General features: G+C 45.1%; 21 protein-coding genes. 8 read left to right on the plus strand and 13 right to left on the minus strand.

Annotation, left to right across the window (positions count from 1 at the left end; all coding sequences use genetic code 11):
- On the minus strand, window positions 1-1,255 hold a 1,255-nt coding region (locus QUA53_RS17060), incomplete at its 3' end, for a tetratricopeptide repeat protein (protein ID WP_333248980.1).
- A gap of 150 nt (window positions 1,256-1,405) precedes the next feature.
- Here QUA53_RS17060 and QUA53_RS17065 point away from each other — a divergent pair.
- Window positions 1,406-1,669 carry a hypothetical protein gene (locus tag QUA53_RS17065; RefSeq protein ID WP_333098599.1) on the plus strand — a complete coding sequence of 88 codons (264 nt, stop codon included), beginning with the start codon at window positions 1,406-1,408 and terminating at the stop codon, window positions 1,667-1,669.
- A gap of 150 nt (window positions 1,670-1,819) precedes the next feature.
- On the opposite strand, the gene tsaB is transcribed toward QUA53_RS17065, so the two are convergent.
- From tsaB to QUA53_RS17080, 3 genes are all read right to left on the minus strand, one after another.
- On the minus strand, window positions 1,820-2,479 hold the full coding sequence (gene tsaB, locus QUA53_RS17070; RefSeq protein WP_333098596.1) for a tRNA (adenosine(37)-N6)-threonylcarbamoyltransferase complex dimerization subunit type 1 TsaB: 660 nt from the start codon (window positions 2,477-2,479) through the stop codon (window positions 1,820-1,822).
- 2 nt (window positions 2,480-2,481) lie between these two features.
- Complete coding sequence (locus tag QUA53_RS17075) at window positions 2,482-4,194, minus strand: serine/threonine-protein kinase (protein ID WP_333098593.1); 1,713 nt, start codon at window positions 4,192-4,194, stop codon at window positions 2,482-2,484.
- A gap of 219 nt (window positions 4,195-4,413) precedes the next feature.
- Window positions 4,414-4,662, minus strand: coding sequence for a Ycf34 family protein (locus QUA53_RS17080; RefSeq protein ID WP_333098591.1), 249 nt, complete (start codon window positions 4,660-4,662; stop codon window positions 4,414-4,416).
- Between the two features lie 108 nt (window positions 4,663-4,770).
- Between QUA53_RS17080 and QUA53_RS17085 the strand changes: the two genes are divergently transcribed.
- Window positions 4,771-6,018, plus strand: a complete 1,248-nt coding sequence (locus QUA53_RS17085; RefSeq protein WP_333098589.1) for a CCA tRNA nucleotidyltransferase — start codon at window positions 4,771-4,773, stop codon at window positions 6,016-6,018.
- Window positions 6,019-6,149: 131 nt separating this feature from the next.
- Here the strand turns inward: QUA53_RS17085 and QUA53_RS17090 are convergent, their stop codons facing one another.
- The 3 genes from QUA53_RS17090 to QUA53_RS17100 form a co-directional block, all read right to left on the minus strand.
- Window positions 6,150-6,497, minus strand: coding sequence for a DUF952 domain-containing protein (locus QUA53_RS17090; protein ID WP_333098588.1), 348 nt, complete (start codon window positions 6,495-6,497; stop codon window positions 6,150-6,152).
- Window positions 6,498-6,601: 104 nt separating this feature from the next.
- Complete coding sequence (locus tag QUA53_RS17095) at window positions 6,602-7,039, minus strand: cupin domain-containing protein (RefSeq protein ID WP_333147193.1); 438 nt, start codon at window positions 7,037-7,039, stop codon at window positions 6,602-6,604.
- 261 nt (window positions 7,040-7,300) lie between these two features.
- A complete protein-coding gene (locus QUA53_RS17100; RefSeq protein WP_445305240.1) occupies window positions 7,301-8,086 on the minus strand; it encodes a cysteine hydrolase family protein in 786 nt (261 codons plus the stop codon).
- 531 nt (window positions 8,087-8,617) lie between these two features.
- On the opposite strand from QUA53_RS17100, the gene QUA53_RS17105 reads away from it, so the two are divergent.
- The 5 genes from QUA53_RS17105 to QUA53_RS17125 all read left to right on the plus strand — a co-directional run bounded on the left by QUA53_RS17105 (window position 8,618) and on the right by QUA53_RS17125 (window position 14,218).
- A complete protein-coding gene (locus QUA53_RS17105) occupies window positions 8,618-9,751 on the plus strand; it encodes a serpin family protein (protein WP_333098583.1) in 1,134 nt (377 codons plus the stop codon).
- Window positions 9,752-9,882: 131 nt separating this feature from the next.
- Window positions 9,883-11,085: a glycoside hydrolase family 10 protein gene (locus QUA53_RS17110; protein WP_333098580.1), complete on the plus strand. Its 1,203-nt coding sequence runs from the start codon at window positions 9,883-9,885 to the stop codon at window positions 11,083-11,085.
- A 14-nt stretch (window positions 11,086-11,099) separates the two neighbouring features.
- Window positions 11,100-11,777, plus strand: coding sequence for a TIGR02117 family protein (locus QUA53_RS17115; protein ID WP_333098578.1), 678 nt, complete (start codon window positions 11,100-11,102; stop codon window positions 11,775-11,777).
- Between the two features lie 131 nt (window positions 11,778-11,908).
- Window positions 11,909-12,682: a 1-(5-phosphoribosyl)-5-[(5-phosphoribosylamino)methylideneamino]imidazole-4-carboxamide isomerase gene (gene hisA / locus QUA53_RS17120; protein ID WP_333098575.1), complete on the plus strand. Its 774-nt coding sequence runs from the start codon at window positions 11,909-11,911 to the stop codon at window positions 12,680-12,682.
- 126 nt (window positions 12,683-12,808) lie between these two features.
- Complete coding sequence (locus QUA53_RS17125; protein WP_333098573.1) at window positions 12,809-14,218, plus strand: cation:proton antiporter; 1,410 nt, start codon at window positions 12,809-12,811, stop codon at window positions 14,216-14,218.
- A gap of 355 nt (window positions 14,219-14,573) precedes the next feature.
- On the opposite strand, the gene QUA53_RS17130 is transcribed toward QUA53_RS17125, so the two are convergent.
- The 5 genes from QUA53_RS17130 to QUA53_RS17150 all read right to left on the minus strand — a co-directional run bounded on the left by QUA53_RS17130 (window position 14,574) and on the right by QUA53_RS17150 (window position 24,025).
- Window positions 14,574-17,405 carry a PAS domain S-box protein gene (locus QUA53_RS17130; RefSeq protein WP_445304958.1) on the minus strand — a complete coding sequence of 944 codons (2,832 nt, stop codon included), beginning with the start codon at window positions 17,403-17,405 and terminating at the stop codon, window positions 14,574-14,576.
- A 41-nt stretch (window positions 17,406-17,446) separates the two neighbouring features.
- Window positions 17,447-18,541: a BMP family protein gene (locus QUA53_RS17135; protein ID WP_333221730.1), complete on the minus strand. Its 1,095-nt coding sequence runs from the start codon at window positions 18,539-18,541 to the stop codon at window positions 17,447-17,449.
- 248 nt (window positions 18,542-18,789) lie between these two features.
- Window positions 18,790-20,964, minus strand: a complete 2,175-nt coding sequence (locus QUA53_RS17140) for a glutamine synthetase III (RefSeq protein ID WP_333098566.1) — start codon at window positions 20,962-20,964, stop codon at window positions 18,790-18,792.
- Window positions 20,965-21,786: 822 nt separating this feature from the next.
- Complete coding sequence (locus tag QUA53_RS17145; RefSeq protein WP_333098564.1) at window positions 21,787-23,037, minus strand: alpha/beta hydrolase; 1,251 nt, start codon at window positions 23,035-23,037, stop codon at window positions 21,787-21,789.
- Window positions 23,038-23,188: 151 nt separating this feature from the next.
- Window positions 23,189-24,025: a GIY-YIG nuclease family protein gene (locus QUA53_RS17150; RefSeq protein ID WP_333098562.1), complete on the minus strand. Its 837-nt coding sequence runs from the start codon at window positions 24,023-24,025 to the stop codon at window positions 23,189-23,191.
- Window positions 24,026-24,261: 236 nt separating this feature from the next.
- Here QUA53_RS17150 and QUA53_RS17155 point away from each other — a divergent pair, with 236 nt between their 5' ends.
- Window positions 24,262-26,040 carry an SWIM zinc finger family protein gene (locus QUA53_RS17155; protein ID WP_333098561.1) on the plus strand — a complete coding sequence of 593 codons (1,779 nt, stop codon included), beginning with the start codon at window positions 24,262-24,264 and terminating at the stop codon, window positions 26,038-26,040.
- A 57-nt stretch (window positions 26,041-26,097) separates the two neighbouring features.
- Here the strand turns inward: QUA53_RS17155 and QUA53_RS17160 are convergent, their stop codons facing one another.
- A complete protein-coding gene (locus QUA53_RS17160) occupies window positions 26,098-26,709 on the minus strand; it encodes a 2OG-Fe(II) oxygenase (protein ID WP_333098559.1) in 612 nt (203 codons plus the stop codon).
- Window positions 26,710-26,898: the final 189 nt, after the last annotated feature.

A 26,898-nucleotide genomic window follows, 5' to 3' on the forward strand; every position in this document is an offset into this window, starting at 1 on the left:
AGTAGACTAAGCCGATGCTGCTGAGGGTGGTAGCTTCCCCGCTGCGATCGCCTGTTGCCCGACTCAGGGGAAGCGACTGGCCCAAATACTCTAACGCTTTCTGTTTTTCTCCTAAATCTGAGTAGACATTGCCGATGTTGTTAAGGGTGGTAGCTTCCCCGCTGCGATCGCCTGTTGCCCGTCTCAGGGGAAGCGACTGGCTGTAATACTCTAGGGCTTTCTGTTTTTCTCCCAATTCATCGTAGACTAAGCCGATGTTGTGGAGGGTGCCAGCTTCCCCACGGCGATCGCCTGTTGCCCGTCTCAGGGGAAGCGACTGGCTGTAATACTCTAGCGCTTTCTGTTGTTCTCCCAATTCTGAGTAGACACCGCCGATGTTGTGGAGGGTGACAGCTTCCCCACGGCGATCGCCTGTTGCCTGACTCAGAGGAAGCGACTGGCTGTAATACTCTAGCGCTTTCTGTTGTTCTCCCAATTCTGAGTAGACATTGCCGATGTTGTTGAGGGTGAGAGCTTCCCCATCGCGATTGCCTGTTGCCTGACTCAGAGGAAGCGACTGGCTGTAATACTCTAGCGCTTTCTGTTGTTCTCCCAAATCTGAGTAGACACCGCCGATGTTGTTGAGGGTAAGAGCTTCTCCACGGCGATCGCCTGTTGCCCGTCTCAGGGGAAGCGACTGGCTGTAATACTCTAGCGCTTTTTGTTTTTCTCCCAAATCTGAGTAGACACCGCCGATGTTGTGGAGGGTGCCAGCTTCCCTACGGCGATCGCCGATTGCCCGAAAGAGGGGAAGCGACTGGCTGTAATACTCTAGCGCTTTCTGTTGTTCTCCCAAATCTGAGTAGACACCGCCGATGTTGGTGAGGGTGTGAGCTCCCCCACGGCGATCGCCGGTTGCCCGAAAGAGGGGAAGCGACTGGCTGTAATATTCTAGAGCTTTCTGTTTTTCTCCCAAGTCTGAGTAGATTTTGGCAAGAGCAGTGAGGCTAAACGCTTGCTTTCCATTGTCGCCCACTTCTCGATACAGCTTTAAGGCTTCTTCCAACTTGACGATCGCACTTCTTTTTGCTTGGGCCGTTCCTTGCTGGTACAGTTGCAGTCCCTCTTTGAAAGCTTTTTCAGCAGCTTCGTTACTGTTAGTTTGTGCTGTTTGTACGACTTTACCAACGGGCACGGCTGCTGCAACTGGCTGACTTAGCTGAACCGAAAGTGCGATCGACATACCAGCCAAAAACCATTGAGTGCGATCGAACATAGCCACCCCTTTTGTATTTTTTTCAATTTTAGTCGCTAGCCCGCTTAGTGTTAAGGCAGGAAGAAGTCAGGGCGATCGGCATTTTTGCTAGAGTTAACGAGTAGTGCGATTCCCTGCAGGATCGCTACGCCGCGCGTACTTTTTCCCAGCATGAACAACATCCTAACTACCCCCGATCCCGTAACCAGCCACTGGGATTGCCCCGAATGCGGCGGCACCGGTACCCTCAGCCCAGAAATTTGCCCTGTTTGTCTCGGAGCAAAATACATCGATCTCGCTACAATAACGAACTGGATGCTCGATTTTATGGAATCTCGCGGCTGCGATCGAGCTGAGATCGATCGATTGCGAACCGAAAGCCCAGACCCGCTAACATTAACTTTTTGCCTCGAAGTTTGTATCGCCCTTAAATAAACAACAATATCAAGTCTGCTTAATTGCTTATAAATCATTTACGGGCATTGGGAATACGGCATGGTCAGAAAAAAAACGCACTCTACAAGTTGATTTAACAGAAACGAAATAATGCCCAATGCCCTATTCCCAATACCCTATTCCCAATATTCAGTGTCCCTTAACCGGATGTTGCCCGTAATAAGGCAGAGCATCCGACCAATCAGGGCGACTTCCTTGTTTCCACTCCAAATAAGCCAATTCCAACACACTAGAAACCGACCAACCCAACTCGCTACCAACTTCAATTAACTGATAAGAATTTCCCCAATTATCCAACTTTTCCTGCCAAGCTTCAGGAGTCATCACCGTATCAGGAAACAACTCAGTTAAACCAGAATCTTTGTTAACTGAATAAACCGCCCCAAACAATTGACCCCGCTGTGCAGGCATTTGCAGCGCCATATCCTGATTTGAGATAGATTTTTTACTGCTGCTGCAAGCGACAGCCGCCAAAGTTGAAATCGCAAAAACCGGAATATCCAACTGTTGAGCCAAAGTCCGCGCCGTCACCATACCCATCCGAGTCCCCGTGAAACCTCCGGGCCCCTTCGCCACCGCAATAAAAGCCAAATCCGCCCAAGTTTGCGGCCCAATAAACTCGACTAAATACTGATGCAAATGAGTGGCTAAATCGCGATCCAAATTCCAAGTTTGGCAGCGAGAATCCCCGGCAAAATTGCTGATGGCTAAACCGAGTTCGCGACTAGCTGTGTTCAGGGCTAAGCCGTATTTCTTAACAGATGTTCCGTCTTGGGGATTGCTATTCACGATTACTGATAATTTTCCTTAACAAAAAACAGAGGCAAAGCCACAACTAAGCAACCCAAAAGAATGCCAAATATTCCCGTGTTTAAAATCCTGGAATTCCCCATGCCCCCTGTCATCAGAAACAGCACTACTAAACTTGCAAATAAATTTTTATTTGCAAATTCTTTGTGTTGGGAAACTTGATGCTTCACCGCCATAAAACCAGAAGAAACTATTAGCGCAAACCAAGAATTAAAAATGACTATTTGAGAGCCAAAGATAAACCAAACTAAAGCAAACATTAGCGCATCTATCCAAAAATCCTGAGTTTTCAACTTCGGCAGCCAAAATTCTTGGGTAGCAACAGGGGCGATTTTCTTGACTAATTGATTGTGTTGCAGCCGCACGAGTTTGTTTCTCAATTGAATCTTGGGATCGATTTGCAATATTTGCTTCCACTCCGGGCGGCGAGAATTGTTGACTCTTCCCAACAGCTTCACGGCTGCGACTTTATTTAACTCCAAATCGGTGAGTCTGGTGGCAATTATTTGAGATAAGTGCGGATAGTAAACGGGGTTGTCTTCGGTTCTGTTGATGACGATATTGAGCTGTTGCTTGGCTTGACTGACTTGGATTGTAACATTGTACGGGGCGAGATCCTCTTGCAAAGCTTGCTGAATTTCGGCTTGCTCTTGGCGAGTAAAAAGCGACACACCGGGCGCGGGTGTAAGCACCCGTTCTGCGGGCGCTTCCGGCGCGTCTAGCACCGGCTGTGCGTCTAAATACACCGGTTTGGGGTTCAAGTGCCGGATGACTGCTGATGCTGAACTGTAGCGCCGATTGGTGGCACTTTGAAGCATGGTGTCGAGAATGCGGCCGAAATCATCGCTAACAGCGGTTTTCAAATAATTCCGCCAAGCCCAAGAATCCTCTGTACTGTCAAACAAATCGAAGGGAGGAATTTCAGTCAGCAAGTGAATGCAAGTAACGCCCAAACTGTAGATATCGCTGGCAAAAACTGCTTTCCCCATCAATTGTTCTGGGGCTGTATAAGCAGCACTGCCGATGATTGTACCAGTTGGCTGCAAGCCGTTTGCTGTTACTTTCTTAGCTGCACCAAAGTCTACTAAAACAATATCTTTTTGGAAAGGAGAGGGCTGATAGGAATTTTCTAAGGCGGGTAAAGGGGCTGGAGTTAGCCGGCGGCGAATGATATTTTCTGGTTTGATATCGCGGTGAATAACTTTGGATTTGTGGACGAAGTGGAGCACGGGCAATAAATCGTTGAGGATTTGCCGAATTTGAGTTTCGGTGAATGCTCCTTTTTGTTCTAATTCTCTGGCTAGGTTTTTACCGTCTATAAATTCTTGTACTAAATACTGTCTCCCGTCTTGTTCAAAATGCGCGATTAATTCTGGAATCTGGGGATGTTTTCCCAAGGTTTCTAGCTGGGCTGCTTCTTGGTGAAATAGTTGAGCGGCTTTTTCGGCGGCGGTATTTTGCTGCAAAAATTGCTTGATTACGCACTGCGAAAAAATCAGGGGTTTGGTTTCATCAACTGCTAGAAATGTTCGGCCGAAGCCTCCTTGCCCGATCGGCTTTATGGTTCGGTAGCGAGATGCTGATGGCGTTTCTGCGTCAATAGTTAACAACAATTTTGAGCCGCAACTTTGGCACAATTCTGCATCCCCTGGGTTGTGCGGATTCTGACAAGTTGGGTTTAAGCAATAGCACATTGGATTTTAGATTTTAGATTTTAGATTTTAGATTTTTAATTGGGAATGGGGAATGGGTAATTGGGCATAGGGCATAGGGAATCTGGCATCGGTAATTGAAAATTGGAAATTGAATATTGAAAATGGAAAATTGGGTAAAAAGAAGAAACAAGAAAATGAGAGCGTTTTATTTTTTCCTTCTTCCTTCTTCCTTCTTCCTTCTTTCCTCTTCCTTCTGCCTTAAGTCGGGACGAGTTCGCCTGGTCGCAATTTTGCCCATTTGCCGGTCTCTTGCTTGAAACTCTGACAGCCAACTACATCCCATTCCATTTCTACTTCATCTTGGCGGGGGCGGATGTTGACGTTGATTGTCGGTTCTACGGGGTCGAAATCGGGTGTTTCGGTGAGGTGAAGCTGTTCGTGCTGTTCTTCTACGGCGTGGTAGGTGAAGCAGCGGTCTACATAGTGGCAGTTAATACAAATACACATTCTTGATATCCTCTGTGCATTTCAAAAAGATTGGTGAAAATTGAGCTTTCTGTTAATCTAGCGTAGCAAGAGTTTAATTGTTTGTAAGGAAAGTAGATTTTTGTTGCGATGCCGATTAATTTGCCCTCTTCATTATCTCCTGATACTTGGCCGTTTGATTTGAAACTGCTGACACCGCCTGCTTATCTGGTGGGCGGTGCAGTGCGGGATGCGTTGCTGGGGAGGCGATCGCACTATTTTGATTTGGATTTCGTTATGCTAACACGGGCGGTGAAAACAGCTCGAAAAATTGCCGATCGCACGAAAGGTGGATTTGTCTTGTTGGATGCGGAACGCCAAATTGCGCGGGTGGTGTTTGCGGGCGGTACGGTGGATTTGGCGCAGGCGGAAGGGGGGAGTCTGGAGGGGGATTTGTTGCGCCGGGATTTTCGGATAAATGCGATCGCCTGCAATCCTTTTACCGGAGAAATCATCGATCCTTTGGACGGTCAAACTGATTTGCGCTTGGGTTTGCTGCGGATGGTTTCGCGGTCAAATTTGGAGGACGATCCGCTGAGGTTATTAAGAGCTTACCGCCAAGCGGCGCAGTTGGGTTTTGCGATCGAATCTGAAACTCAATCGGCTATTCGGGAATTAGCACCGCTGTTGAGTCGGGTAGCGGTGGAACGGGTGCGGACGGAATTGGGTTATTTGTTGAGCAATCCTGATGGTGTTCCTTGGATTTGTCGCGGTTGCGAAGACGGTTTATTTTCGATTTGGTTTGAAAGTGCGATCGACCGTTTTGATATTTTGACAAAAATTGACGCATCTGCTGACAAAGTAGCGGCAATTTACCCGGAATTAGGCAAGGAATTCGGGCGTCAGATTCGAGATACAATTAAAACGCCTTTGTTGGCTGTCGCGAAGCTGGCTATTTTGGCAGATTCCGACCCGATAATTGCTGAAACCCAGTTGCAGCGGCTGAAGTACAGCAATGCGGAGATTAAAAGTGCGATCGAGCTTTTGAAATACTTGCCACAAGTGCAAGCCAAACCTATTGCCGAAATGTCTTTGCGAGAACAGTATTTTTTGTTTCGGGATGTGGGAATAGTATTTCCAGTTTTAGCGGTTTTAGCCGTGGCGGCGGGAGTGGCGGTTGAGAATATTTCACTGTTAATTAATCGCTATCTGGATGCTGATGATATTGTTGCTCATCCCACACAGTTAGTTAGCGGCAATGATTTAATGGAATATTTGAAATTGCCCAGAAGTCCGCGCATCGGTCAATTGTTGATGGAGATTCAATTAGCGCGGGTAGAAGGGAGAATTGCGACTCCCGAAGATGCGCTGAAATTGGCGAAAGAGTTAGTTAATTAGTAAGTTTAAATTGATATATTGCAGAAATTAGAACGGGCAAGATGCCCGTTCGACAAAATTTAACTTTCCCGTGGGGTGGGCTTTGAGCCACGCCCTAAAAAGTTAGTTGACAATGGCCAAAAATCAGAATATTAAACAATATTTCTTAATTCTTCCGGCAATTCAAACTTGCCATCGGCACCCGGTTCAAATTCAACAACTTTCAACACAGCATCAACATTCAGCGGCCCGTAAATGTGCGGGTAATTTTCACCCGCAGCCAATTCATATTTAATTTCAGATTCTACTTTTTCCGAGTCAATCAACAGCAGCAGCAATCCTTTTTTACCAACAAAGAACTTATTGGCAGATTTAACAACTTGCGGCAGAGTCGAACAGTGGATAAATCCTTCTGAGTCTAGGGTATCACCGCGATAGGATTTAAGCTGTTTTGCTTCTTCCCATTGTTGGCTTTGAGTAATGTGAAAAACAACGCTCATAAATTATTTTACCTGGAAAAGAGAAACTAGGTAGAGCATCTACATATATGTTCCAACGCTCTACCTATGAACGAGATTAAAGGACTAAAGTCCCTACTACAAAACTAGCACGATACGAGTACATCAGATCGCCCTAGAACTCTCATATCTTCGTCATCGAGTTCGACTGGTGTGCCGCTGCGAATTAGTTCTACAAAATCCTCATTCGGCACCATGATGCACAAAGCGTACAAACGTTCGCTGCCCGTATTCTCAATTACGTGAGTGCCCGTTGGAGGCACTAACAAACTATCTCCCGGTTGAATACTAACTGTTTTGCCGTCGCAGGTTGCTTGCCCTCTTCCTTTGAGTACAAAAAACATTTCTACTGCGAATTGATGGCGGTTGGGAGGAGTTTTGCCGCCCGCATCGAAAATCTCCACACAAACAGTTAATGAAACATTAGCTGTTACCGGATCGAAGACGATAGCTAATCTATTAGTATCGCCCGGACTGATGCGAAATGCTTGGTAGTCTTGCGGAGACTTTACCACTGGAATCATACACTGGTTTGTCATTTTTTTATTGTGAGTTGTCGGTTTTTATGTTTCTGATATGATTAGCGAGCGATCCAGAGTCATTAGTTTAGGACTTACGCATGGGTGGCGAGAAACCGGGTTTTTACTGAGAAGATGTGTTACAGGCGACAAAAACCGCAAAAACCCGGTTTCTTTGTTGCTGAGCCGTAAGTGCAGTAGTTGCGAGCTTAGCCTCAAAAATTTATTCTTAGTGACTAATGACTGCTGACTAAGAACTAAGGACTGCTATTTAATTGTTTCTAACATAGCCTGAGAATCAGACACAAAACCAAAACATTGCTTAACGTTATAAAGAGTCGCTTGCCAGCAATAATCTGGCGATGTCGTAGCTGTACAATCTTTGACTAAAATACAGTCGTAACCGAGGAAATTAGCATCTTGCAGGGTAGCCATCACGCACTGATCGGCGTTTACTCCTCCGAAGAAAAGTGTAGTTCTGCCGAGGTTCCGCAAGATACTATCTAAAGGAGTATCCCAAAAGCCGCTCATCCGATATTTATCAACGCAAATATCCTCCGGTTTGGGTTTTAATTCATCGACAACCTGCGCCGCCCAACTCCCTGCCATCAGTACAGGGGCGTTGTTTTTTGGCAACGGATCTCCCAAACCTACGCCGTCGCCTGTAGGATTGTAAACGTGACGGGAAGCTGCACTAATGTTGAGCAAATCGGGGCGGTTTCCCCAGTTGATCCAAATAATTGGCACTGCGTGGGATCGCAATTTGGGCAGCAAATTTATTAAAGGATTAATTGGAGTTCGGGCGGGGGTTACATCTACGCCAATATGCGCCAGCCAACCGTCGGGATGACAGAAATCGTTTTGCATATCTATCACCAACATTGCAGCTTTGGCTAAGTCCAAACGCAGGGTTTTAGTTTCTGTTTCTAAAGTAACAATTTGTGGGTCAAGTTGCGAGCGGGTGATATCGGCAATTTTGGCATCAACTTTCCAAGCATTCGGCGGTACGCCCAAAGTGCGGAGAGAATCAGGATTCATATGATTGTGACTCAAAAACAATTTCAATCTTATAACTATTTGATTGTTACTAACTTGTCATATCTTAAATCTTTGTTATGATTAAGTATCCGGGGTAACTTTTTGATTAGATTTAGAATTTATTAACTTTATTCTCGTTGGGCGATCGCAAATCTTAGCGCCTGGGAATCATACAAAAAAATCAATATAAATTTACAAAGCTCTTTTCATAAAAGATGATGCCCTCCTTGGCTACAATCTCAAGTACCATTAGATACCCTATTTTAGGGGACAATCACCACCCTTAAACGTCAGTTAAATTATCGCCTACAGCCTCAAACAAAAAATGTAGGTCACAATAAAAGCAGTCAAAGTAAATTAATTAACACAGGTAAGTCATAATAGTAAAGTAAGATAACTCCACAACTAGAGATAACAGTTATGTCTTAGAAAACCAGGCTGGCTACTGCCGCCATCATTACATTAGCAATTTTCGCAGTATTAGTGCCGCCACTAAAAATTAACGCAATCAACCTCGCAAATCCCAATCACTCATAAATTGTAGCCATGACACCCCCTAACAACCAGATAAATGTAGACGCCAGACTTGTTGCAGCTAATACCAAATTTGGTTTTAACTTGTTCAACACCCTAAGCAAACAACAGCCGAATCAAAATATCTTTATTTCCCCTACTTCTGTCGCCCTCGCACTGTCAATGACATACAACGGAGTCAGCGGAGAAACCAAACAAGAAATGACAAAAGTTCTCGAATTTACGGGAATGACTCCCCAAGAAATCAACGCAGCCAATCAAAATTTGCAAAACAGTTTGCAAAAAAATGACCCCAATGTCCAAGTATTAATAGCCAACTCGCTTTGGGCGAAACAAGGCTTCTCCTTAAAACCAGAATTTCTGCAAATAAATCAAGAATACTACAACGCTAATCTTACCGAAATAGATTTTACGAGTCCGCAAGCTCCTAGCATCATTAACAAGTGGGTAAGCCAAAAAACTCAAGGAAAAATTGATCAAATAGTCGAGGAAATTAGCCTCGATCCAGTCTTGTTTTTGATTGACGCCATCTATTTCAAAGGCAACTGGCAAACGCCTTTTGATAAATCTCAAACTGCCAACAAAACTTTTTATTTAACAGACAGCAGTTCCAAACAGCATCTAATGATGTCCCAGAGCGGCTTTTATCGGTGCTACGCAACAGACACTTTTCAAGCAGTCAGTTTACCTTACGGCAAAAAAGGCGCTCTGAGTATGTATATTTTCTTGCCAAACTCCAATACCAATTTGGCAACTTTCTCGCAGCAATTAACAGCCGAAAACTGGAATAAATGGATGCAAGAATTTAGAGAAAGAAATTGTATAATTGAAATACCCCGCTTCACAATAGAGTATAAAGTTGAACTCAAAAGCACACTCATAGCTTTGGGAATGGCAGGAATTTTTGAGCCCTCAAAAGACGAGTTTTCTCTGATGACTGATGTCAACGTAGCAGTAGATTCAGTAAAACACAAAACCTTTGTCGAAGTGAACGAAGAAGGTACAGAAGCAGCCGCAGTGACTTCCGTCGAGTTAATCAGAAGTTTGCCTTTTGAAATGAATGTAAACCGTCCATTCTTTTGTGCCATTCAAGACGATACTACACGAACAATATTATTTATGGGTACCATCCTTGACCCCCAATAATATCAAAAATAGTAGGTGCGTCACGAAATGTTCGAGTGACTTTTAATAAAATAACCCTCGCTGACGCACCCTAACAAGCTAATTATACGGTAAAATATCAGTCTAAAAATAATCATATTTGCGACAAATTGATGATTAAATTGCACAAATGGCAGCGGATACTGGCTTTAATAGTTGTTTTTGCGATCGCCCTTACCTCCTCCGCCATATTATCCCCGCGTCTGTTAGCTCAAACCCGCCCCCAAGCTCCAACAACCGAATTGCGCGGCGTCTGGCTGACTAACATTGACAGCGACGTTATGTTCTCCCGCAACAACATCATTGACGCTGTAAATCGACTGGATCAACTCAATTTCAATACCATTTACCCCACAGTTTGGCAAGGAGGCTATACGCTTTATCCGAGTGCGGCAGCCGAACGAGTATTCGGACAGTCTATCGACCCATCGCCCGGATTGGAAGACCGAGACATCCTCAAAGAAATTATAGCACAATCCCATCAAAAAGGTATAGCAGTAATCCCCTGGTTTGAGTTTGGTTTCATGGCTCCCGCCGAATCGGAATTAGTCACACTTCACCCCGACTGGCTGGCGCAGCGACGCGACGGTTCAACTATTTGGAAAGAAGGCAAACACGATCGAGTTTGGCTGAATCCATTTCATCCAGAAGTTCAGCAATTTATCTTAGATTTAATCATAGAAATTGTCGATAATTATAATATAGATGGCATTCAATTTGACGACCATTTCGGCTTGCCAGTAGAATTTGGCTACGACCCACGAACAGTGTTAATGTATCAAGAACAAATCAAAAGCCCTCCCTCGGACGACCCCCGCGAAACCTTCTGGGTGCGCTGGCGCGCGGACAAAATTAACGACTTCATGGGGCGAGTTTCCCGCGCCATCAAATCCCGCAAAGAAAAATGTATTGTCAGCTTATCTCCGAACCCTTTTCACTTTTCTTTACCCGCCCACTTGCAGGACTGGTTTACCTGGGAAAGACGCGGCTACATCCAAGAAATTGTGTTGCAGGTTTATCGCAGCGATATCAAGCGTTTTAGTGCCGAACTGGAACGGGAAGAAGTTAAATTGGCTAAATTTAACATTCCAACTGCGATCGGCATTTTGACTGGTCTTAAAAATAATTCTGTTCCCCTAAAACAAATTCAAGAACAAGTGCAAGAAGTGCGAAAAAGAGATTTCGCTGGCGTGTCGTTCTTTTTCTACGAAAGTTTGTCGAATTGGGCTATGGAAACCCCAGAACAGCGCAATTCTGCTTTGCAAGAATTCTTCCCCACAAAGATGCAGCGCCCGCCATCCGAAGCCAGAATTTGACACCTACGGTTAAAATGACAAAAAACATACAGCGCTTAGGAATTGTCATCTTATCTTTGACTGCTTTCCTAACAATTGGCTATCTCACTCCTAGAAAGTGGGGCAATTACTCGCAAGCAGATTGCACAATCTCTCTATACATTTCCAATCAAGGCATTCACACCGAAATCATTGTTCCAGTTAAAAATGAATATTTTGACTGGAATCAATTTCTACCGCTAACAGAAATAGGGCGGGATGCCACTTCTGATTATAAATATCTATCTTTTGGCTGGGGAGATAGAGCTTTTATGCTGGAAACTCCCACATCAGGAAGTATCAACACAGTTACAGCTTTAAAAGCCCTATTTCTCCCTACTCCGCCTACTGTACACGTTCAAGGTTATCGGGTTACTCCACAAAATATTGAAACCAAATGTGTAAAAATTAGTGGAGCAAATTATATTAAAATAATAAATTTTCTTAAAGATACATTCCAATTAGACGCAGCAGGTAAGAAAATGAAAATTAGCTACGGCTACGACAACAGCGACAGTTTTTATGAAGCAAAAGGCAGTTACTCACTTTTGAGAACTTGCAACGACTGGACGGCCGAAGGTTTGCAAAAAGCCGAGGTCAATACTCCTTTATGGTCAACGCTGTCTTCGGCGATTATATTTCATTTGAATAGCGGTTGCGAATGTAAAAAATAAAGGTAATGGGTAATACCATTTGAGATTTTAGATTTGAGAAGTCGGAATGAATGATTGTGTATGAGTTGGTAGATTGCATAAAGTTGCATTCTTTTTTTTAACTGGTATAATTACCAATTTGAGGAAAAATTATGAATGTAATTCCCGCGATCGACTTATTGGATGGAAAATGCGTCAGATTGTATCAGGGAGACTACGCGAAGTCTCAGACTTTTAATGACAACCCCGTCGAAGTCGCCAGACAGTGGGTAAATGAAGGCGCAACCATGCTGCATTTAGTAGACCTCGACGGCGCTAAAGCAGGTCATCCAGTCAACCAAGCAGCCATAGAAGCGATCGTCCGATCCGTAGACGTTCCCTGTCAAGTAGGCGGGGGAATGCGCGATCGCACTTCTGTTGCTGCTATCCTCAATTTAGGCGTTCGGCGGGTGATTCTCGGCACTGTCGCCGTCGAACAACCGCAATTAGTAGGTGAATTGTGCGCCGAATTTCCCGGCAGAATTCTGGTGGGAATAGATGCCAGAAATGGTAAAGTTGCGACTAGAGGCTGGCTAGAAACTTCGGAAGTTTTAGCTACAGAATTAGCGCAGCAAATGGCAGAGTTAGGGGCTGCTGAAATTATTTACACCGACATTCACCGCGACGGTACTATGGAAGGGCCGAATTTGGAATCTTTGCGCGAAATTGCTAACGCTATTTCGATTCCCGTGATTGCTTCCGGTGGCGTTAGTTCGATCGCCGATTTGTTAAGTTTGCTGGCTTTGGAACCCATTGGTGTCAAAAGTGCGATCGTCGGTAGGGCAATTTATACCGGCGATATCTTGCTAAAAGAAGCAATTCAAGCAGTCGGACAAGGGCGGTGGCAGGATGTACCCCCTGATTTGGGTTCTTCAAGCTTTGCTTGATAGTCATGTCGAGTTAACTGCCTACCCAATATGTAACACTTATCAATTTTCCGGCTCACAGTCAACAGTCAACAGTTAACAGTTAACAGTCAGCGTAGAATCGTCTTTCTTACCATCATCGTACCCATGTTTTGGAACCATACAATTACAGCTTTAAGTTCTGGGATTGCATCCATAGTTGCTCCCATACCTTTGTTAGCAACAGTCGAGGCAGAAAATTCGCCGATCGTCCTCAGCGGAGTTTTGCTCAGTTTAGTAGTGATTTATCTCGCCAGTAAAATCGGCGCCGAAGTGGCTCTAAAGTTTGATTTTCCGCCGGTTTTGGGTGAACTTGTAGCAGGGGTGATTATTGGGATATCTGCTTTACACTTGATCGTTTTTCCCGGAAGCGGGCTGTCAGCCTCAGACTCAGGGATTATGACAGTTCTGCAATCGATTAATCATCTGTCTCCTGCCGCCCTCACCAGTGTCTTTGAATCGCAGAGTGAAGTCATTTCAGTGCTGGCTGAATTAGGCGTGATTATTCTGCTGTTTGAAATTGGCTTAGAGTCGGATCTCAAACAACTCAAGCAAGTCGGAATTCAAGCTACCGTTGTCGCCTGCGTAGGTGTGGCAGTTCCCTTTGCCGCAGGTACTGCGGGCTTGATGATGATTTTCCACACGGCGGCAATTCCAGCAATTTTTGCGGGGGCAGCTTTGACGGCAACCAGCATTGGAATTACCTCCAAAGTGTTGTCTGATTTAGGACAATTGAACTCTAAAGAAGGTCAAATTATTGTCGGTGCGGCGGTGATTGATGATGTGCTAGGAATTATTGTCCTGGCTGTTGTCGCCAGTTTAGCCAAAACCGGTGAGATTGATGTTGTTAATGTCATCTATTTGATTGTCAGTGCAACTGTTTTTCTGCTAGGTTCGATTTTGTTGGGGGGCATCTTCGACAAAACCTTCTCGGCGGTGGTGGGTCAACTCAAAACTCGCGGCAGTATTATCATCCCGGCATTTATTTTTGCTTACTTCATGGCTTTTCTGGGCAATGCAATTCATCTGGAAGCGATTTTGGGTGCCTTTGCTGCGGGCTTGGTTTTGGATGAAAGCGATGCCCGCCTGGAGTTGGATGAATTGGTGAAACCCATCGCCGATTTATTTGTGCCCATCTTTTTTGTAACCGTGGGGGCGCGGGCGGATTTGGGGGTTTTGAACCCAACAGTGCCGGATAATCGGGCGGGACTTTTGATTGCCGTATTTTTGATTGTGGTTGCTATTTTGGGCAAGATCGTAACAGGTTGGGTGGTGTTTGGTCAGCCTGGAATCAATCGATTGGCGATCGGAGTGGGGATGATTCCTCGGGGCGAAGTCGGGTTAGTGTTTGCCGGCATCGGTTCCGCGAGTGGGGTTTTGGATAAACCGTTAGAAGTGTCGATTATTATCATGGTGATTCTGACGACTTTTTTGGCTCCGCCTTTTCTGCGGATTGCTTTTGGCGATACGGTAGTGCCTCCTGCTAGCGGGGAACTTTCTAGCGAGAAAATCGTTTGATTAGCGGATAATATTAAGTCTATTTTGAGGTGCTTGGGGGCGAACGGCTGGTATTGAAACACTTTCCGGCGATCGTCTCCATTGCTACTCATATCAATTCCCGTTGCACCGGAACGATCTAACAGCACTCTCAAAACCCACAATGCCGTCGATCAAACCCTCTCGAAAGCTGTTCGAGAAACTATCCCAGTGTGACTTGTAGCTAGCTTCATAGGTGTCTATTATCAGAAACGCTAAGCTGTCGCGCATTTAAATTGTATATTCAGGGCGGGCGGGACGCCCACCCCACAAAACTTTGATTTTTTTTGAGATACAATTTAAAGGCCCAACAGCTTATAAAGGAATTTGATAGCAGTTATTTACCCACGAGTGCTACAGCACCGCTTTGCAAAACAGGAATTTCAATTCGGAACTCTGTTCCTTGATGGGGTTGAGAAAAGCACTCAATGGAGCCACCGTGCTTGTCAACTACAATTTGATAGCTGATGGATAGCCCTAATCCAGTTCCTTTACCAGTTGGTTTTGTGGTGAAGAAGGGATTGAACACCTGTTGTCTAACAGTTTCCGTCATCCCCGATCCATTGTCTTGAAATTGAATCACCACGTTTTTAGAACAACCGGGCCCAGTTTCGTTTGTGACTAGCTTAGTCCGAATAGTGATGCAACTGGTATTCTTTTGGATATCTTTTGGAGAACGCTGATTGTCATAGTTTTCTAAAGCATCAATCGCATTTGCCAGAATATTCATAAAGACTTGGTTCAACTGTCCCGCATAGCACTCTACCAGCGGTAAGTCGCCGTACTCTTTAACAATTTCAATAGCAGGATGATCCGGTTTTGCCTTCAGTCGATTTTGCAAAATCATCAATGTGCTGTCAATTCCCTCGTGGATATCAACTGGCTTCATTTCTGCCTCATCCAGCCGCGAGAAGTTTCGTAGCGACAGGACAATTTGACGAATGCGATCGGCTCCTACCTTCATTGAAGTAAGCATTTTGGGCAAATCTTCACTAATGTAGTCCAGATCGAACTCTTCAATTTTTTCCTCAATTTGGGCATTAGTTGGATAGGTTTGCTGGTAAAGCTGAATCAAATTTAGTAAATTTTGCGTGTAGTCGGCAGTATGGCTCAGGTTGCCATAGATAAAGTTGACTGGATTATTAATTTCGTGAGCAACACCAGCAACCAGTTGCCCCAAACCAGACATTTTCTCTGCCTGAATGAGTTGTGCTTGAGTTTGCTGTAAGGTTTTGAGTGCAACCTCAGCTTCCTCTTTTGCTTGCCTTAACGCAGCTTCGGCTTGCGTGCGCTCAGTAATATCCAGTGCCAAGGATGCAACTCCAACAATCTTTCCAGCATCCCCTACTAAAGGCGTATTGAACCATTCGCAAATAATGGTTTTGCCGTCTTTCGTAATATTTTCGTTGACACTGTAGATTCCTCCAACCTGACTCAACAACTCGTTCATAACTCGATCGACTACCTTTCGGGCAGACGCAGGCACAATTAATTCTGCCGCATGGTGCCCGATCGCCTCTGCAGCCGTGTAACCAAAAATCTGCTCTGCCGCTGGATTCCAGGCCGTGACTTTAAAGTTTAAATCCCATTCCACCACTGCCAGTGCACTTTGGCGGAATAGAAAAGATAGTCGCTGTTCCGACGTTTTGAGTTCTTCTTCTGCCTGTTTCCGTTGAGTAATGTCAATGCCTGTTTTGATGATGTACTCAATTTCACCTCGATCATCGACTAAAGCAGTATCTGACCAGGCAATGAGTCTAAGTTGTCGATCTTTGCTCACCCAACTGCCTTCATACTGCTGGGGAAAATTACCAGATTGTAAAGACTCAAAAGCAGTTTTGGCTTGTCCAGCTAAGTCTGAGTTCGGGAACAACTCCCAAATGTAGCGCCCTTTCACTTCACTAAACGAGTAATGAGTCATTTGTTCGCAAGCTCGGTTAAAGCGAACGATTTGTCCCTGCGGGTCGAGCACAACTACCAGGGCACCTGCAATTTCAAGAATGGCTGAAACAAAATTGCGTTCCACTTCAACAGCTTGAATCAGTTCCTCTAACTGGGTTGCCATATTGTTAAATGCGATCGCCAATGCCCCCAATTCGTTTTGGCTGTGGATGTTGACCCGCGTCTCTAATTGCCCCGCACTGAGTTCAGTAGCTGCCGTGGTTAAGCGCTGTAGCGGCACCACAATTTGCCGAATAAATAGAAAGCCAATGCCAACAGCAACGATCGTCACCACCATCAATGAGCCTCCCATAATTGAGAGCATTTGGTAAACGGGAGCATAAGCCTCAGCCGTTGGCAGTTCTACAACCACCTTCCAATTCACGCTCCGAACTAAGGCACTGGCTCCCAATACTTCTACCTGCTTTAGACCCGGATAAACGTTAAGGCGCTTAGTATTTCCGGATACTTTCAAGAATTGAAAGAAAGGGCGCTTAGAAATATCTTGAAGTTGAAATGTTTCTGGTTTACTATCCTTTTGAGCAATGACAAAATTACGCTCATCGACTACATAAACATAACCCGTCTTGCCAACCTCGGTTTGGGAAACAACAAACCAGAGAAAGTTGAGATTTACCTGCGCTAAGAGTACCCCATCCACCTCATCTCGCTCATTCCGAATCGGAACCGCCAGAATGGTGTTTGGTTCGTGAGTTTGAGGATTAATTTCTACAGGACTGACATAATCTTCCTGTTGTTTAAAGGCACGAATAAACAGTGGCGAATTGGCGGGATTTTTTAACTTGAGCGGTTGGTAGGGTGAAACTGACGCGACAACTTGTTCCTTCCCGTTCAAAATGGCAACAGCTTCATAAGCATCATTATGACGAGTCAACCCTTCCAACAGGCTCTGCTGCGCTTGAGGTTGAAAGTTTGTGAGTCCTTTGACCCTAGCTAAATAGCTCAGTTTTCGTTTCAAGTCATCTAGATAATTATCAATCTGCCCTGCTGCTGTCTGACTGCGCTCTTCTTGGAGCGATCGCGATTGCTGGATCTGCGCCTGAAAGCTGAGGTAGATCAGCAAGCCACCTGTGGGCAGTAAGCTCAGAAGAACCAAAAATATCAAACCATACCGGAGCTGATTTGCAATAGAAAAGAAGCGTTGCCAGGGATGTGAAGGGGAGCTTTTGGCAATCGGAAGAGCGCGATGGTTGCGTTGATTTTGCATCGGACTTAGAATCAATATTGGTAAATCAATTAATGCGCGCACTAAGGAGAAACATCAATTTGGCCAGTCGTCACAGCATCTCGGATGGTCTTGAAAGTGTCCTCTTCCTGAGACGTGAGACTACCACGGAAAGGCGCAAAGTCGTAGATTTTTTCCTTGAGTCCAAACTTGTAAAGTTTTCCTTCCCAGCGACCTTCCTGGGTTAATACGGCCGCATTGAGCACCAGATTGGGAATGTCCTGCAGAACGCTAGTTAGGACTTTGCCGGGAGCCAGTTGGTACTGATCCTTGGCCCAACCAATCACAAGGACTCCTGGCTTTTGCGTAACGGCTTTTAGCGCGGCTAACCCTGCCTCATCCGCGTTGATTGTCAAAACATCTACTCCAGAGGCAACCATATCCGTTGCGACTTTAATGGCTTTGTCCGTATCAATCCAACTGTTGAGAAAAGCAGTCGAAGCTTGAACAGAGGGATTCGTTGCCTTCACTCCCCGCCTAAACAAGGCTTCTTCTTCTTTATAAACCGGATAAGCGGCACCCACAATATAGCCAACTTTATGGCTTTTGGTTTTCATGGCAGCCAAAGCGCCTGTGAGGTACCCCACCTCACCCGATCGAAAGGCAACAGCCCCCAAATTTGTGTTATTCCCTGGATACGTAGTAAACAAGGCAAATTTCGTTCGCGGAAATTCTTTAGCGACCTTTTCGGCAGCTTTGATATAGCCACCACTGGCTGCAATTACCAGGTCATAGCCTGACTGGGCATATTGGCGAAGGGCAGCTTCACTATCTTCACCGTCAATGCCTGTAAAGTCTACCTGAGCATTAAATTTATCTTTGATTAGGTTTAACCCTTCAAAGCAGGCTTGAGCCCAACTGTTGTTGTCTTTGGAACCTGTGACGACCAACGCCACCCTAAAGCTGCTAGAGGTACTTGCTTCAGGGGAAGAGTTTACGTTCGGAGTCGATCGACTGCAACCGATCGCAAAAACCAGAGCTAGAGCGGCCAGAGTCATTTGTTTGAAAAGAGATTGAATTCGCATAATAGCTTTTCGCAACAATATTACTTTTTCTACGCCGATAAATTTGTCGGAGGGTATCTCAACAATCTTCACCAATCTTACTCTCGCTCGCATTTGATGAGTCTGATCGAAAGCATCCAGTATACAAGCCCGCGGATTCATCCGTGGAGAAATAAAAAACCTGTATCCAATAAACAAGCCCCCCAATTTATCCATGGGGTCAAGGCTTCAATCTCAAATCTCAAATCTCAAATCGATTGACAGATTCAGGGTAACACTCATTTAATCTCAACAACAAGTAAGGACACGGCACTGCCGTGTCCTTACAAATCTAACCTGTAATTAACCGAATTTGTTTGCTACTACTTAACAAACAGCATTTCTTGATAAGTAGGTAGTGGCCACAAATCATCAGCCACTTCACCTTCCAGAGCATCCGCATACTTGCGAACCTCATCCATCAAAGGACGAATTGTTTGCGAAGCATACTGCATATGTTCTTCTGTCGAATCAAAATCGTGCTTGCTCAAAGCAGAACTCAATTTGCTCGCAGTATCGATCATTGACTTAACCAGCACCGCTACTTTTTCGGCAGTTTCCTTTTCCAGTTCAATCCCAATTTCTTTCAACTTAGAAACCGTGCCGGAAATTTCAGCTAAATACCTCACCGCTGCGGGGTAAATAATGGTTTTTGCCATGCTTATTACCAGTTTTGCTTCGACTTCAATTGCCAGCAAATACTGCTCAGCATAAACATCGTAACGGCTTTCCAATTCAACTGGAGTCAGAACACCTGTCTTTTCAAACAAGTCTTCAATGTATCCTTCCTTCAACACGGGCAAAGCATCTGCCGTAGTCCGCAAGTTAGCTAAACCCCGTTCCTCAACAGCCATTTTGTGCCATTCTTCGGAATAGCCGTTGCCACCAAATACAACCGCACCGTGTTCGTCCATCACTTCTTTGAGAAGTGTTTGGATGGCAGCATTCAGTTCAGTTCCGTTAGCCAAATCGCTTTCTAATTTGTTAGCAATCCAGTCCAAAGAATCTGCGAGAATTGTATTCATCGCCACTAGCGGCCCGGAAACAGACTGACCCGAACCTACGGCACGGAATTCAAATCGGTTTCCAGTAAAGGCAAAGGGCGAAGTCCGGTTTCTGTCTCCAGCATCCTTCATGAAAGTAGGCAGTGTTTCTACACCTAAGTTCATAATTCCCCGACCTTTAGAGTCCTTAACTTCTCCCCGGCTAATTTGCCCGAAGATATCTTCTAATTGCGAACCCAAATAGACAGAGATAATTGCTGGTGGAGCCTCATTTGCACCCAATCGGTGGTCGTTGCTGGCAGTAGCAACTACCGCGCGCAATAGCGGGCCGTATTTGTGAACTCCGCGAATCACAGCGCCGCAGAAAACTAGAAATTGTATGTTCGAGTGCGGTGTATCGCCTGGGTCTAATAAGTTTCCTTGGGTGGCATTGCCGACAGACCAGTTGACGTGTTTGCCGGAACCGTTAATTCCGGCGAAAGGCTTCTCGTGCAGCAAACACATAAAACCATGTTTCTTTGCAGTGTTGCGGAGAATTGTCATGGTTAATTGTTGGTGGTCGCTGGCGACGTTTGCAGCTTCAAAAACTGGTGCAATTTCAAACTGACCGGGAGCTACTTCGTTGTGGCGGGTTTTGGCAGGAATTCCCAGCCGGTACATTCTTTCTTCTACTTCCTGCATGAAGACTTGAACGCGCTCTGGAATCGCTCCAAAATAGTGGTCGTCGAATTGCTGACCTTTCGCAGGAGGTTTGCCGAAAAGGGTGCGACCTGCTAGCAATAAATCTGGGCGGCTGGTGGTGAAATTGGCATCTACCAGGAAGTATTCTTGTTCGGAACCGCAACTGGAATTGACCGGAGCAACTTCGGTATTTCCTAATAGCTTTAACACTCGGGTTGCTGCTTTGTTCATTGCGGCAATGGAACGCAAAAGCGGCGTTTTCTTGTCTAAGGCTTCACCTGTCCAGGAAATGAAAACAGTGGGAATGCACAAGGTCATGCCGTTGTCTGTTTCCATGACATAAGCAGGGCTGGTGACATCCCACGCTGTATATCCGCGAGCGGCGGCGGTGGAACGGATGCCGCCGTTGGGGAATGAGGAACCATCGGGTTCGCCTTGTACGAGAACTTTGCCTGCAAATTCTGAGATGACGGACCCGTCGCCTTGCACGGAGATGAAACCGTCGTGCTTTTCGGCGGTGCTGTTGGTGAGCGGGTAAAATACGTGGGCGTAGTACAGGGCTCCTTTGGAAATAGCCCAGTCTTTCATTGCGGCTGCAACTACATCAGCGACGGAATCATCTAATTTTTGGCCGGTTTGAATGGTGTTTTTTACTGATTTGAAAATACTTTTGGGCAGACTTTCTTGCATCTTGCTCAGACTAAAAACGTCTGTTGCCCACATATCTTCTAGCCGCTTGAGAGGCCGGGCAGGCATCTGTTTGCGGTTGACGATTTGAGAAATTGCTTGAACGCGCGATTGGTTTCCACTCATGGTTATTTTTATTGGGGTTGCAGGACGAGTAGTTGTGAAAAAATAGATGTTAGCAAAAGTTTAACGATTGACAAATATGTTGGATTTATCCAACGTTTTTAGTCAAAGCTAACTTTGGGCAGAATGCCTTTTTTGGCAGGCTCTAAAAGATTGGACGAGCGAGACCCTATCACTTCGCCCATCGGGCGTGACAATCCAGTGTGAGATGCGGTTGGATTTCGGTTATTAGCAGCAATAAAATAGATGACAAGAGCCTGTACTAATTTGAGTCAACATGATAGATGTCTGCGCTGCACAGATTTAGTAACTAATCTTCACCCTAGTCAGCTCAAAAATTTTGTGCGAATCAATTCCGATGAATTCAGGTCAAAACTACTTATGGTTTTTAACGGTTCGACGATCGATAAATCGCAGTCCAGCAAACAACGCACTCGTTTAGGGGTTTTGGAGAATTATGGAGAGTACACAATCTACACTTGGAGAGTTTAAACAATCATTAACCAAATAAATGTATCGCAGGCTACAGAATTTTAGGTTTTTTTCAGAAAGGTCGATCGCACCGATCGCACACAACCGCAGGATGTCAGTGTAACAGGACGCGGGGCGCTGAAACTGAGGGCGATCATACTCGCATAGGGCATAGGGCATAGGGCATAGGGCATACCTCACCACGCGATCGAACCGCTATATGATAAATAAAGTCTTGCAACTCTTCTAAAAATTGGTGCGACAATTAGCCGTAGAAATCTTTAGGAGATTTGGGAACTTATTAAACTGTTATAGCCGCAGTTTATTGAGCATAAATAAGTAAAGTTTAAACTTTTATTTAACTCGTTGGTAATCCGAAAACTTGAGAGAATGAGCCAAAAAGCGTTCTGTGTAGTACAAAGCTAATTGATTGCTCGGGCCATTAAAAACTGCATCAAAGGCGTGTTCGGTCCAAGGAATTTCGAGCAAAATAGCCCGATCGCCCTTGGCTCGCAATCGTTGGTAGAGCGATCGACCAAACTTGGGCTGAACGATATGGTCGCGACCTGCATAAACCAGTAGAGAAGGGGGAAGATGGGGTTTAATATAATTTATGGGAGAAGCCCGACGGTAAAGCTCGTTGAGTTCGTCTGGCGTTCCTCCCAGAAAGGCACGCAAGACGGCTCTAACATTTATGGCATCAGGAAAAGGTGGGTCATTGTAGCCCCGGATCAGGTCATTTGGGCCGTAATAATTCACCACTGCTCGAACTGGAAGCATACTAGAATCATAAGCAGTTAGCATTGCTAAATGGGCACCTGCAGACCTTCCCATGAGAGCAATGCGATCGAGATCGATTTCCCAATCACCAGCGTGAGTTTTGATATAGGAAAGAGCAGCTTGTACGTCCTCAATCTGAGCAGGAAATCGATACTTGGGAGCGTGGCGGTAAGCAATTGCAACCACACAATAGCCTTGGGCGGCCATATAGCGGCTGAATTCCTCATTGGAATCGGCATTGCCTCTTTGCCAAGCTCCCCCGTAGAGTGTGATAATCGCCGGATATTTGCCAATTTGCATCGGCCGATAAAGGTTTAGTTGCAGTGAAACTCCGTCAGGGTTGGCAAATCCAATAGCCCGATCGATCCTAACGTCTTTAATCGGAATTCCTCGGAACGCATCTCCGAGGATAAACGGTTGAGGGCGTAGCTGCGCGCGATCGGCTTGAGGAACGGCTGCTAAATAGTTTTCCCCTAAAACTGCTTGCATTTGGGTAGCTACCGCTGCATTGGCTGCTGGGAACTGAATCAGCGGAAGCAGGCCTAGGATTAGGGCGAACAGGTTACAAATTGACAAAATAATGTAGACTTTGCCTTGATGCCGTCTGAGCAGGTTCAGCAAAAGGGCGATCGTATTGATAACGACCAACCAAGGACTGATTTCTGGTGCTCCCACCGCCAAAGGGTACAGGAACATCGTGGGTGCTGGTATGATGACCCAGAGACTGAGAAATAGGGCGATCGTACTCAGGAACCAAGAAATAAATGGCGAGACTAAGAATGCTGCCAATAAAGGTAACTTTTTGCGGTTCTTCTTGTGGATCATCGGATTTTCGCAGCCTAATTTTTAATCAGTTTAAATTAATCTGGCGGTTTTTATTGGTAAGGCGATCGCCTGTGGCATTTTACCAAACCAGCAGCTTCATTTACTCCGACATCCTGCGTCGATCGAAAATGCTTTGCATCGTTGGGTGGCTTTACAAGTTAACCCAAAGCAGGGGAACTGGATCGCTTCTGAAACAACATAATCCAGAGAATTCATAATTACTATTTTTTTGGGCCTCCGCAAACACCTCTTCTGTGATTGCACGAAAATTTACTCCCGCTAGTTTGGTCACTTGAGTTTTTTCTTTATAGTTCCGATAAAAATCTGTAGGGGTGATATGAATGACAACACCATTACAGGCAAATTCCCAGTGGTTGTTGTATGACCGATGTTGCCGGGCCATTGTTCGCTGCGCTCTACTACCTGGACGAAAAGTTTCTCCAGCGAATAAATTGAATTTACTATATCTATGACGCTTAAATTTTAGGCTTGTATTTGTGTTTTGGTTTTGTTCGATGTAGTCTTTGATCTTAGCTGCTGTTCCCTGAGAAGACAAATTTTGCCAATCATATTTGAGATGGACTTTGAGGAGCGTGTCAGGAGCTTTAGGTTCCATACCGAAAATAATTAGCCGTCTTGAAAAGTTTTTTAGAAAATCTCTTAACACAATTTCTGATGGGATGACAGCAGGTGTTTCAAATTCTGTATTGTTCAGCAAAGGCTGGAATCTTTTAATTAAGCCTTTTTCTGCTTCACCCAAGTTTTCTTCATTCCATGCTTGCCAAGCCAGTCTAACAGGAAACTCTTGGTCAATTTCTTCTAACTTATGGATGCGGTGATGATTTCTCCATCTTGCCACCAAATTCTTAGCTTTCCCTATATAAAGAACTCTATTATTTGCATCTATTGCAAAATATATAGCTGCACATTCAGGTAACTGCTTGCGTTCAGATAAAGGAATTGAGGGTAACTCCAAAGGATTAAGCATACTGGAATTTTGATGATTCTTAGCTAAGCACTAATTATAAATTAATAATAAACTATTGCCAATATTTTTTGTGTCGAGTGCTACTCGTTTTCCTTTGTAAGGAACCTTCTCAGTGCTTGCTTTACAGATTTTTGAAATTTATGGAAACCTCTAGTCGGGACACAATTAAATTGTAGACTAAGTGTATTTCTCAGGTAAAATCGAGTCTAATCCTTTAATTGCTGAGGCATAGTCTCATGGTTATTCCCAAACTCAGTGAAACAACGATCGAGCTTCACACCTCTGCCCAATCCCTCAAGCGGGGTGAAGCTTACTATTTAGCGGGCAATGTTACTAGGGCAGTCCGGCGTGGCAATATGGTGCAAGCAGTAGTGGAAGGTTCCGAAGTAGAACCCTACCGTGTTACCCTGCCCTTTGATGATGCTGGATTAGCATCTACATTATTCTGCACTTGTCCTTACGATAACGGTGGGTGGTGTAAACACATTGTTGCGACGTTGTTATTGTGTCTGCGGCAACCAGAAACAATTGAGCAGGGCCCGACACTGGAACAATTGCTCGATCGCCTCAACGATGTACAAACCCAGCAATTAATACAGCATTTAGTAAAACAAGAACCATCACTCATTGATGCGATCGAACAATACATTAACTTAAGTGCGATTCCTGCACCTTCAAACCAACCTACCAAAGCACCGCGCCACACCTCCATCGATCCTGCTCCCTTTCGATATCAAGTACGACGAATTTTGCGAGAGGCTGTGAGGTATTTGGAGGATGGATGGGAGGAAGACCCGATTACAGAAGAACTTTTAGATGTAATTCAGCGAGCCCAGGAATTCAGCGAACAGGGGGATGGCAACAACGCCTTAGTAATTTTAGAAGCCATCACCACAGCCTGCGTTGAAGATTGGAATGATGTAGAAGAATATGGCGCTGAAAATTATGAGATAGCTAACGCTTTGAATGAAGCTTGGACAGAAGCAATTTTGACGGCTCAACTAACCGCTGAAGAAGAGATCGATCTCCAGGTGATGTTAGAAGCTTGGCAAGATGAATGGGATTGTGATTTCAGCATGAGCTTGGAAGCTTTACGCCAAGGTTGGGACGACCCCCTACTTCAAGAGGTACTTGAAGGAAACATTACTGGGCAAGGAGTTTGGGCTGGTGACGCACCAGACTGTGCTCACGACTTAACATTGATTCGCTTGCAAATCCTCGATCGCCAGGAACGCGATCTAGAATACTTATACTTAGCCCAAGCAGAAGGTTGTACTCAACAATACTTGACGATGTTAACTCGTTTGGGGAGAGTAGAAGAAGCAGTGGAAGCTGCTGCTACCCAGATGCAATCAGCGGAAGATGCTTTTGCTCTAGTTCAAACTTTAAAACAACAGGGAGCCTTAGAACAAGCTCTGAAAATTTGCCAAGCTGGGTTAAATTTGTCAGGTCATTGCCATTACCAACTGGCAACATCGATGAGTGAGTTGGCTGTTGAGTTGGGCGAAGACGAAGTTGCGTTAAATGCTAGAATCCAGATATTTAAAATCCAACCGTCTTTTAGCGATTATAGTTTAGTGAAGGAGTTAGCAAGAGATAGTTGGTCAACTTTGAAAGCAGATTTGTTAGCTACTCTGAAAACTAATGAAAGTTGGAAGTTTACTGACGCGAAGGTTTATATTTTTCTGCATGAAGGAATGATTGAAGATGCGATCGCCCTTGCTGATGGCTTGAGTTATTACCACTCAGCACTGATTCACCGAGTAATGGGGGCTGCTATCAGCCACAGCCCCGATTGGGTAATCACTAATGCTTGTGGGCGTGCTGCATCGATTATGGATCAGGGGAAATCAAACGAGTACAATCTTGCGATTAAGTGGTTGGAAAAAGCCCGCGCTGCCTATTTACACACTGGGCAAAATCTTCAGTGGTCTGCTTATCGTTCTCAACTGATGCAAGTACACAGTCGGAAGCGGAAGTTGCTGGAAATGCTCAAAAGTCCCGATTTAGATTGAGCCTTAAGTTTACGGTAAACCCAAGTGAAAGCGACCCAACCCAGGATCGAATAAACCTTACTTAATTTTTGCTTTCGCGGCCCTAGACTCCACTGTGAATCCTGGAATATCCTGCAGTTCTGTTTCGCTCAAACTGTACTGTTCGCAAACTAAACTCAAACGAGTTCCGCTACTTTTAACGGCGTTGACAGAGTGAGTCAAATCTCCTTGAAAATAGATCAGGGAGTTGGCTTGCGGCTTAATCTGCCCGACTTGCTGTTTGTTGCGCCGCAGTATCAACTCTCCCCCTTGCAAGTTCGGCGGTACTTGTACGTACAAAACGCTGACGGCTGCGGGAGGTTCAACTGTTTTGCAGTACGATCGCAAAGATCGATCGATATGCGGATCGACGCGGGAACCTTCACCCAGCAACAAAGGGTTGAGGTAAAAAGCATTGCATTCAGGCTGTAATGCTTGGTCTAGATAGGGTTTGAACAAAGGGAACCGCCGTTCTACTTCTGCGATTTCCGCACGTTGAAACACTACGGAAAACCCTTTTGTGCCAATGAAATCGCGATTGAGGTTGTTGATTGCTAGATAAGGGGAGGCTAGAATTGCTCCTCGCAAGTCGTTAAGGTAGTCGATCGAGAAAGCGTTAGGATGTTGGCTATAGTATTTCAAGGCACTCAAAAATCATCAAAGTTTAAGGAAACAGCAGATAGAAATGCAGCAATCGCTCAGACTTGGGATTGCTTCGTTCCTCGCGGAGGACATAATAATCTTGATTTCAGTCCGCCTACTTAAGTCAAAGGTTTTTCTTAACTGCGGGCGATCGCCCGGAAGTGTCGCAACCGACTAGCAACTGCCAAATATTACTAT

It is taken from the genome of Microcoleus sp. Pol12B3, from assembly GCF_036701355.1.
Classification (GTDB): domain Bacteria; phylum Cyanobacteriota; class Cyanobacteriia; order Cyanobacteriales; family Microcoleaceae; genus Microcoleus.

Coding starts and splice junctions, on each gene's coding strand:
- QUA53_RS17075 (WP_333098593.1), bottom strand. CDS start 4,194: ATGTGCTATTGCTTAAACCCAACTTGTCAGAATCCGCACAACCCAGGG.
- QUA53_RS17110 (WP_333098580.1), top strand. CDS start 9,883: ATGATTAAATTGCACAAATGGCAGCGGATACTGGCTTTAATAGTTGTT.
- QUA53_RS17145 (WP_333098564.1), bottom strand. CDS start 23,037: ATGATCCACAAGAAGAACCGCAAAAAGTTACCTTTATTGGCAGCATTC.
- QUA53_RS17090 (WP_333098588.1), bottom strand. CDS start 6,497: ATGAGCGTTGTTTTTCACATTACTCAAAGCCAACAATGGGAAGAAGCA.
- QUA53_RS17125 (WP_333098573.1), top strand. CDS start 12,809: ATGTTTTGGAACCATACAATTACAGCTTTAAGTTCTGGGATTGCATCC.
- QUA53_RS17130 (WP_445304958.1), bottom strand. CDS start 17,405: ATGCAAAATCAACGCAACCATCGCGCTCTTCCGATTGCCAAAAGCTCC.
- QUA53_RS17135 (WP_333221730.1), bottom strand. CDS start 18,541: ATGCGAGCGAGAGTAAGATTGGTGAAGATTGTTGAGATACCCTCCGAC.
- QUA53_RS17065 (WP_333098599.1), top strand. CDS start 1,406: ATGAACAACATCCTAACTACCCCCGATCCCGTAACCAGCCACTGGGAT.
- QUA53_RS17085 (WP_333098589.1), top strand. CDS start 4,771: ATGCCGATTAATTTGCCCTCTTCATTATCTCCTGATACTTGGCCGTTT.
- QUA53_RS17105 (WP_333098583.1), top strand. CDS start 8,618: ATGACACCCCCTAACAACCAGATAAATGTAGACGCCAGACTTGTTGCA.
- QUA53_RS17080 (WP_333098591.1), bottom strand. CDS start 4,662: ATGTGTATTTGTATTAACTGCCACTATGTAGACCGCTGCTTCACCTAC.
- hisA (WP_333098575.1), top strand. CDS start 11,909: ATGAATGTAATTCCCGCGATCGACTTATTGGATGGAAAATGCGTCAGA.
- QUA53_RS17095 (WP_333147193.1), bottom strand. CDS start 7,039: ATGATTCCAGTGGTAAAGTCTCCGCAAGACTACCAAGCATTTCGCATC.
- QUA53_RS17155 (WP_333098561.1), top strand. CDS start 24,262: ATGGTTATTCCCAAACTCAGTGAAACAACGATCGAGCTTCACACCTCT.
- QUA53_RS17140 (WP_333098566.1), bottom strand. CDS start 20,964: ATGAGTGGAAACCAATCGCGCGTTCAAGCAATTTCTCAAATCGTCAAC.
- QUA53_RS17150 (WP_333098562.1), bottom strand. CDS start 24,025: ATGCTTAATCCTTTGGAGTTACCCTCAATTCCTTTATCTGAACGCAAG.
- QUA53_RS17115 (WP_333098578.1), top strand. CDS start 11,100: ATGACAAAAAACATACAGCGCTTAGGAATTGTCATCTTATCTTTGACT.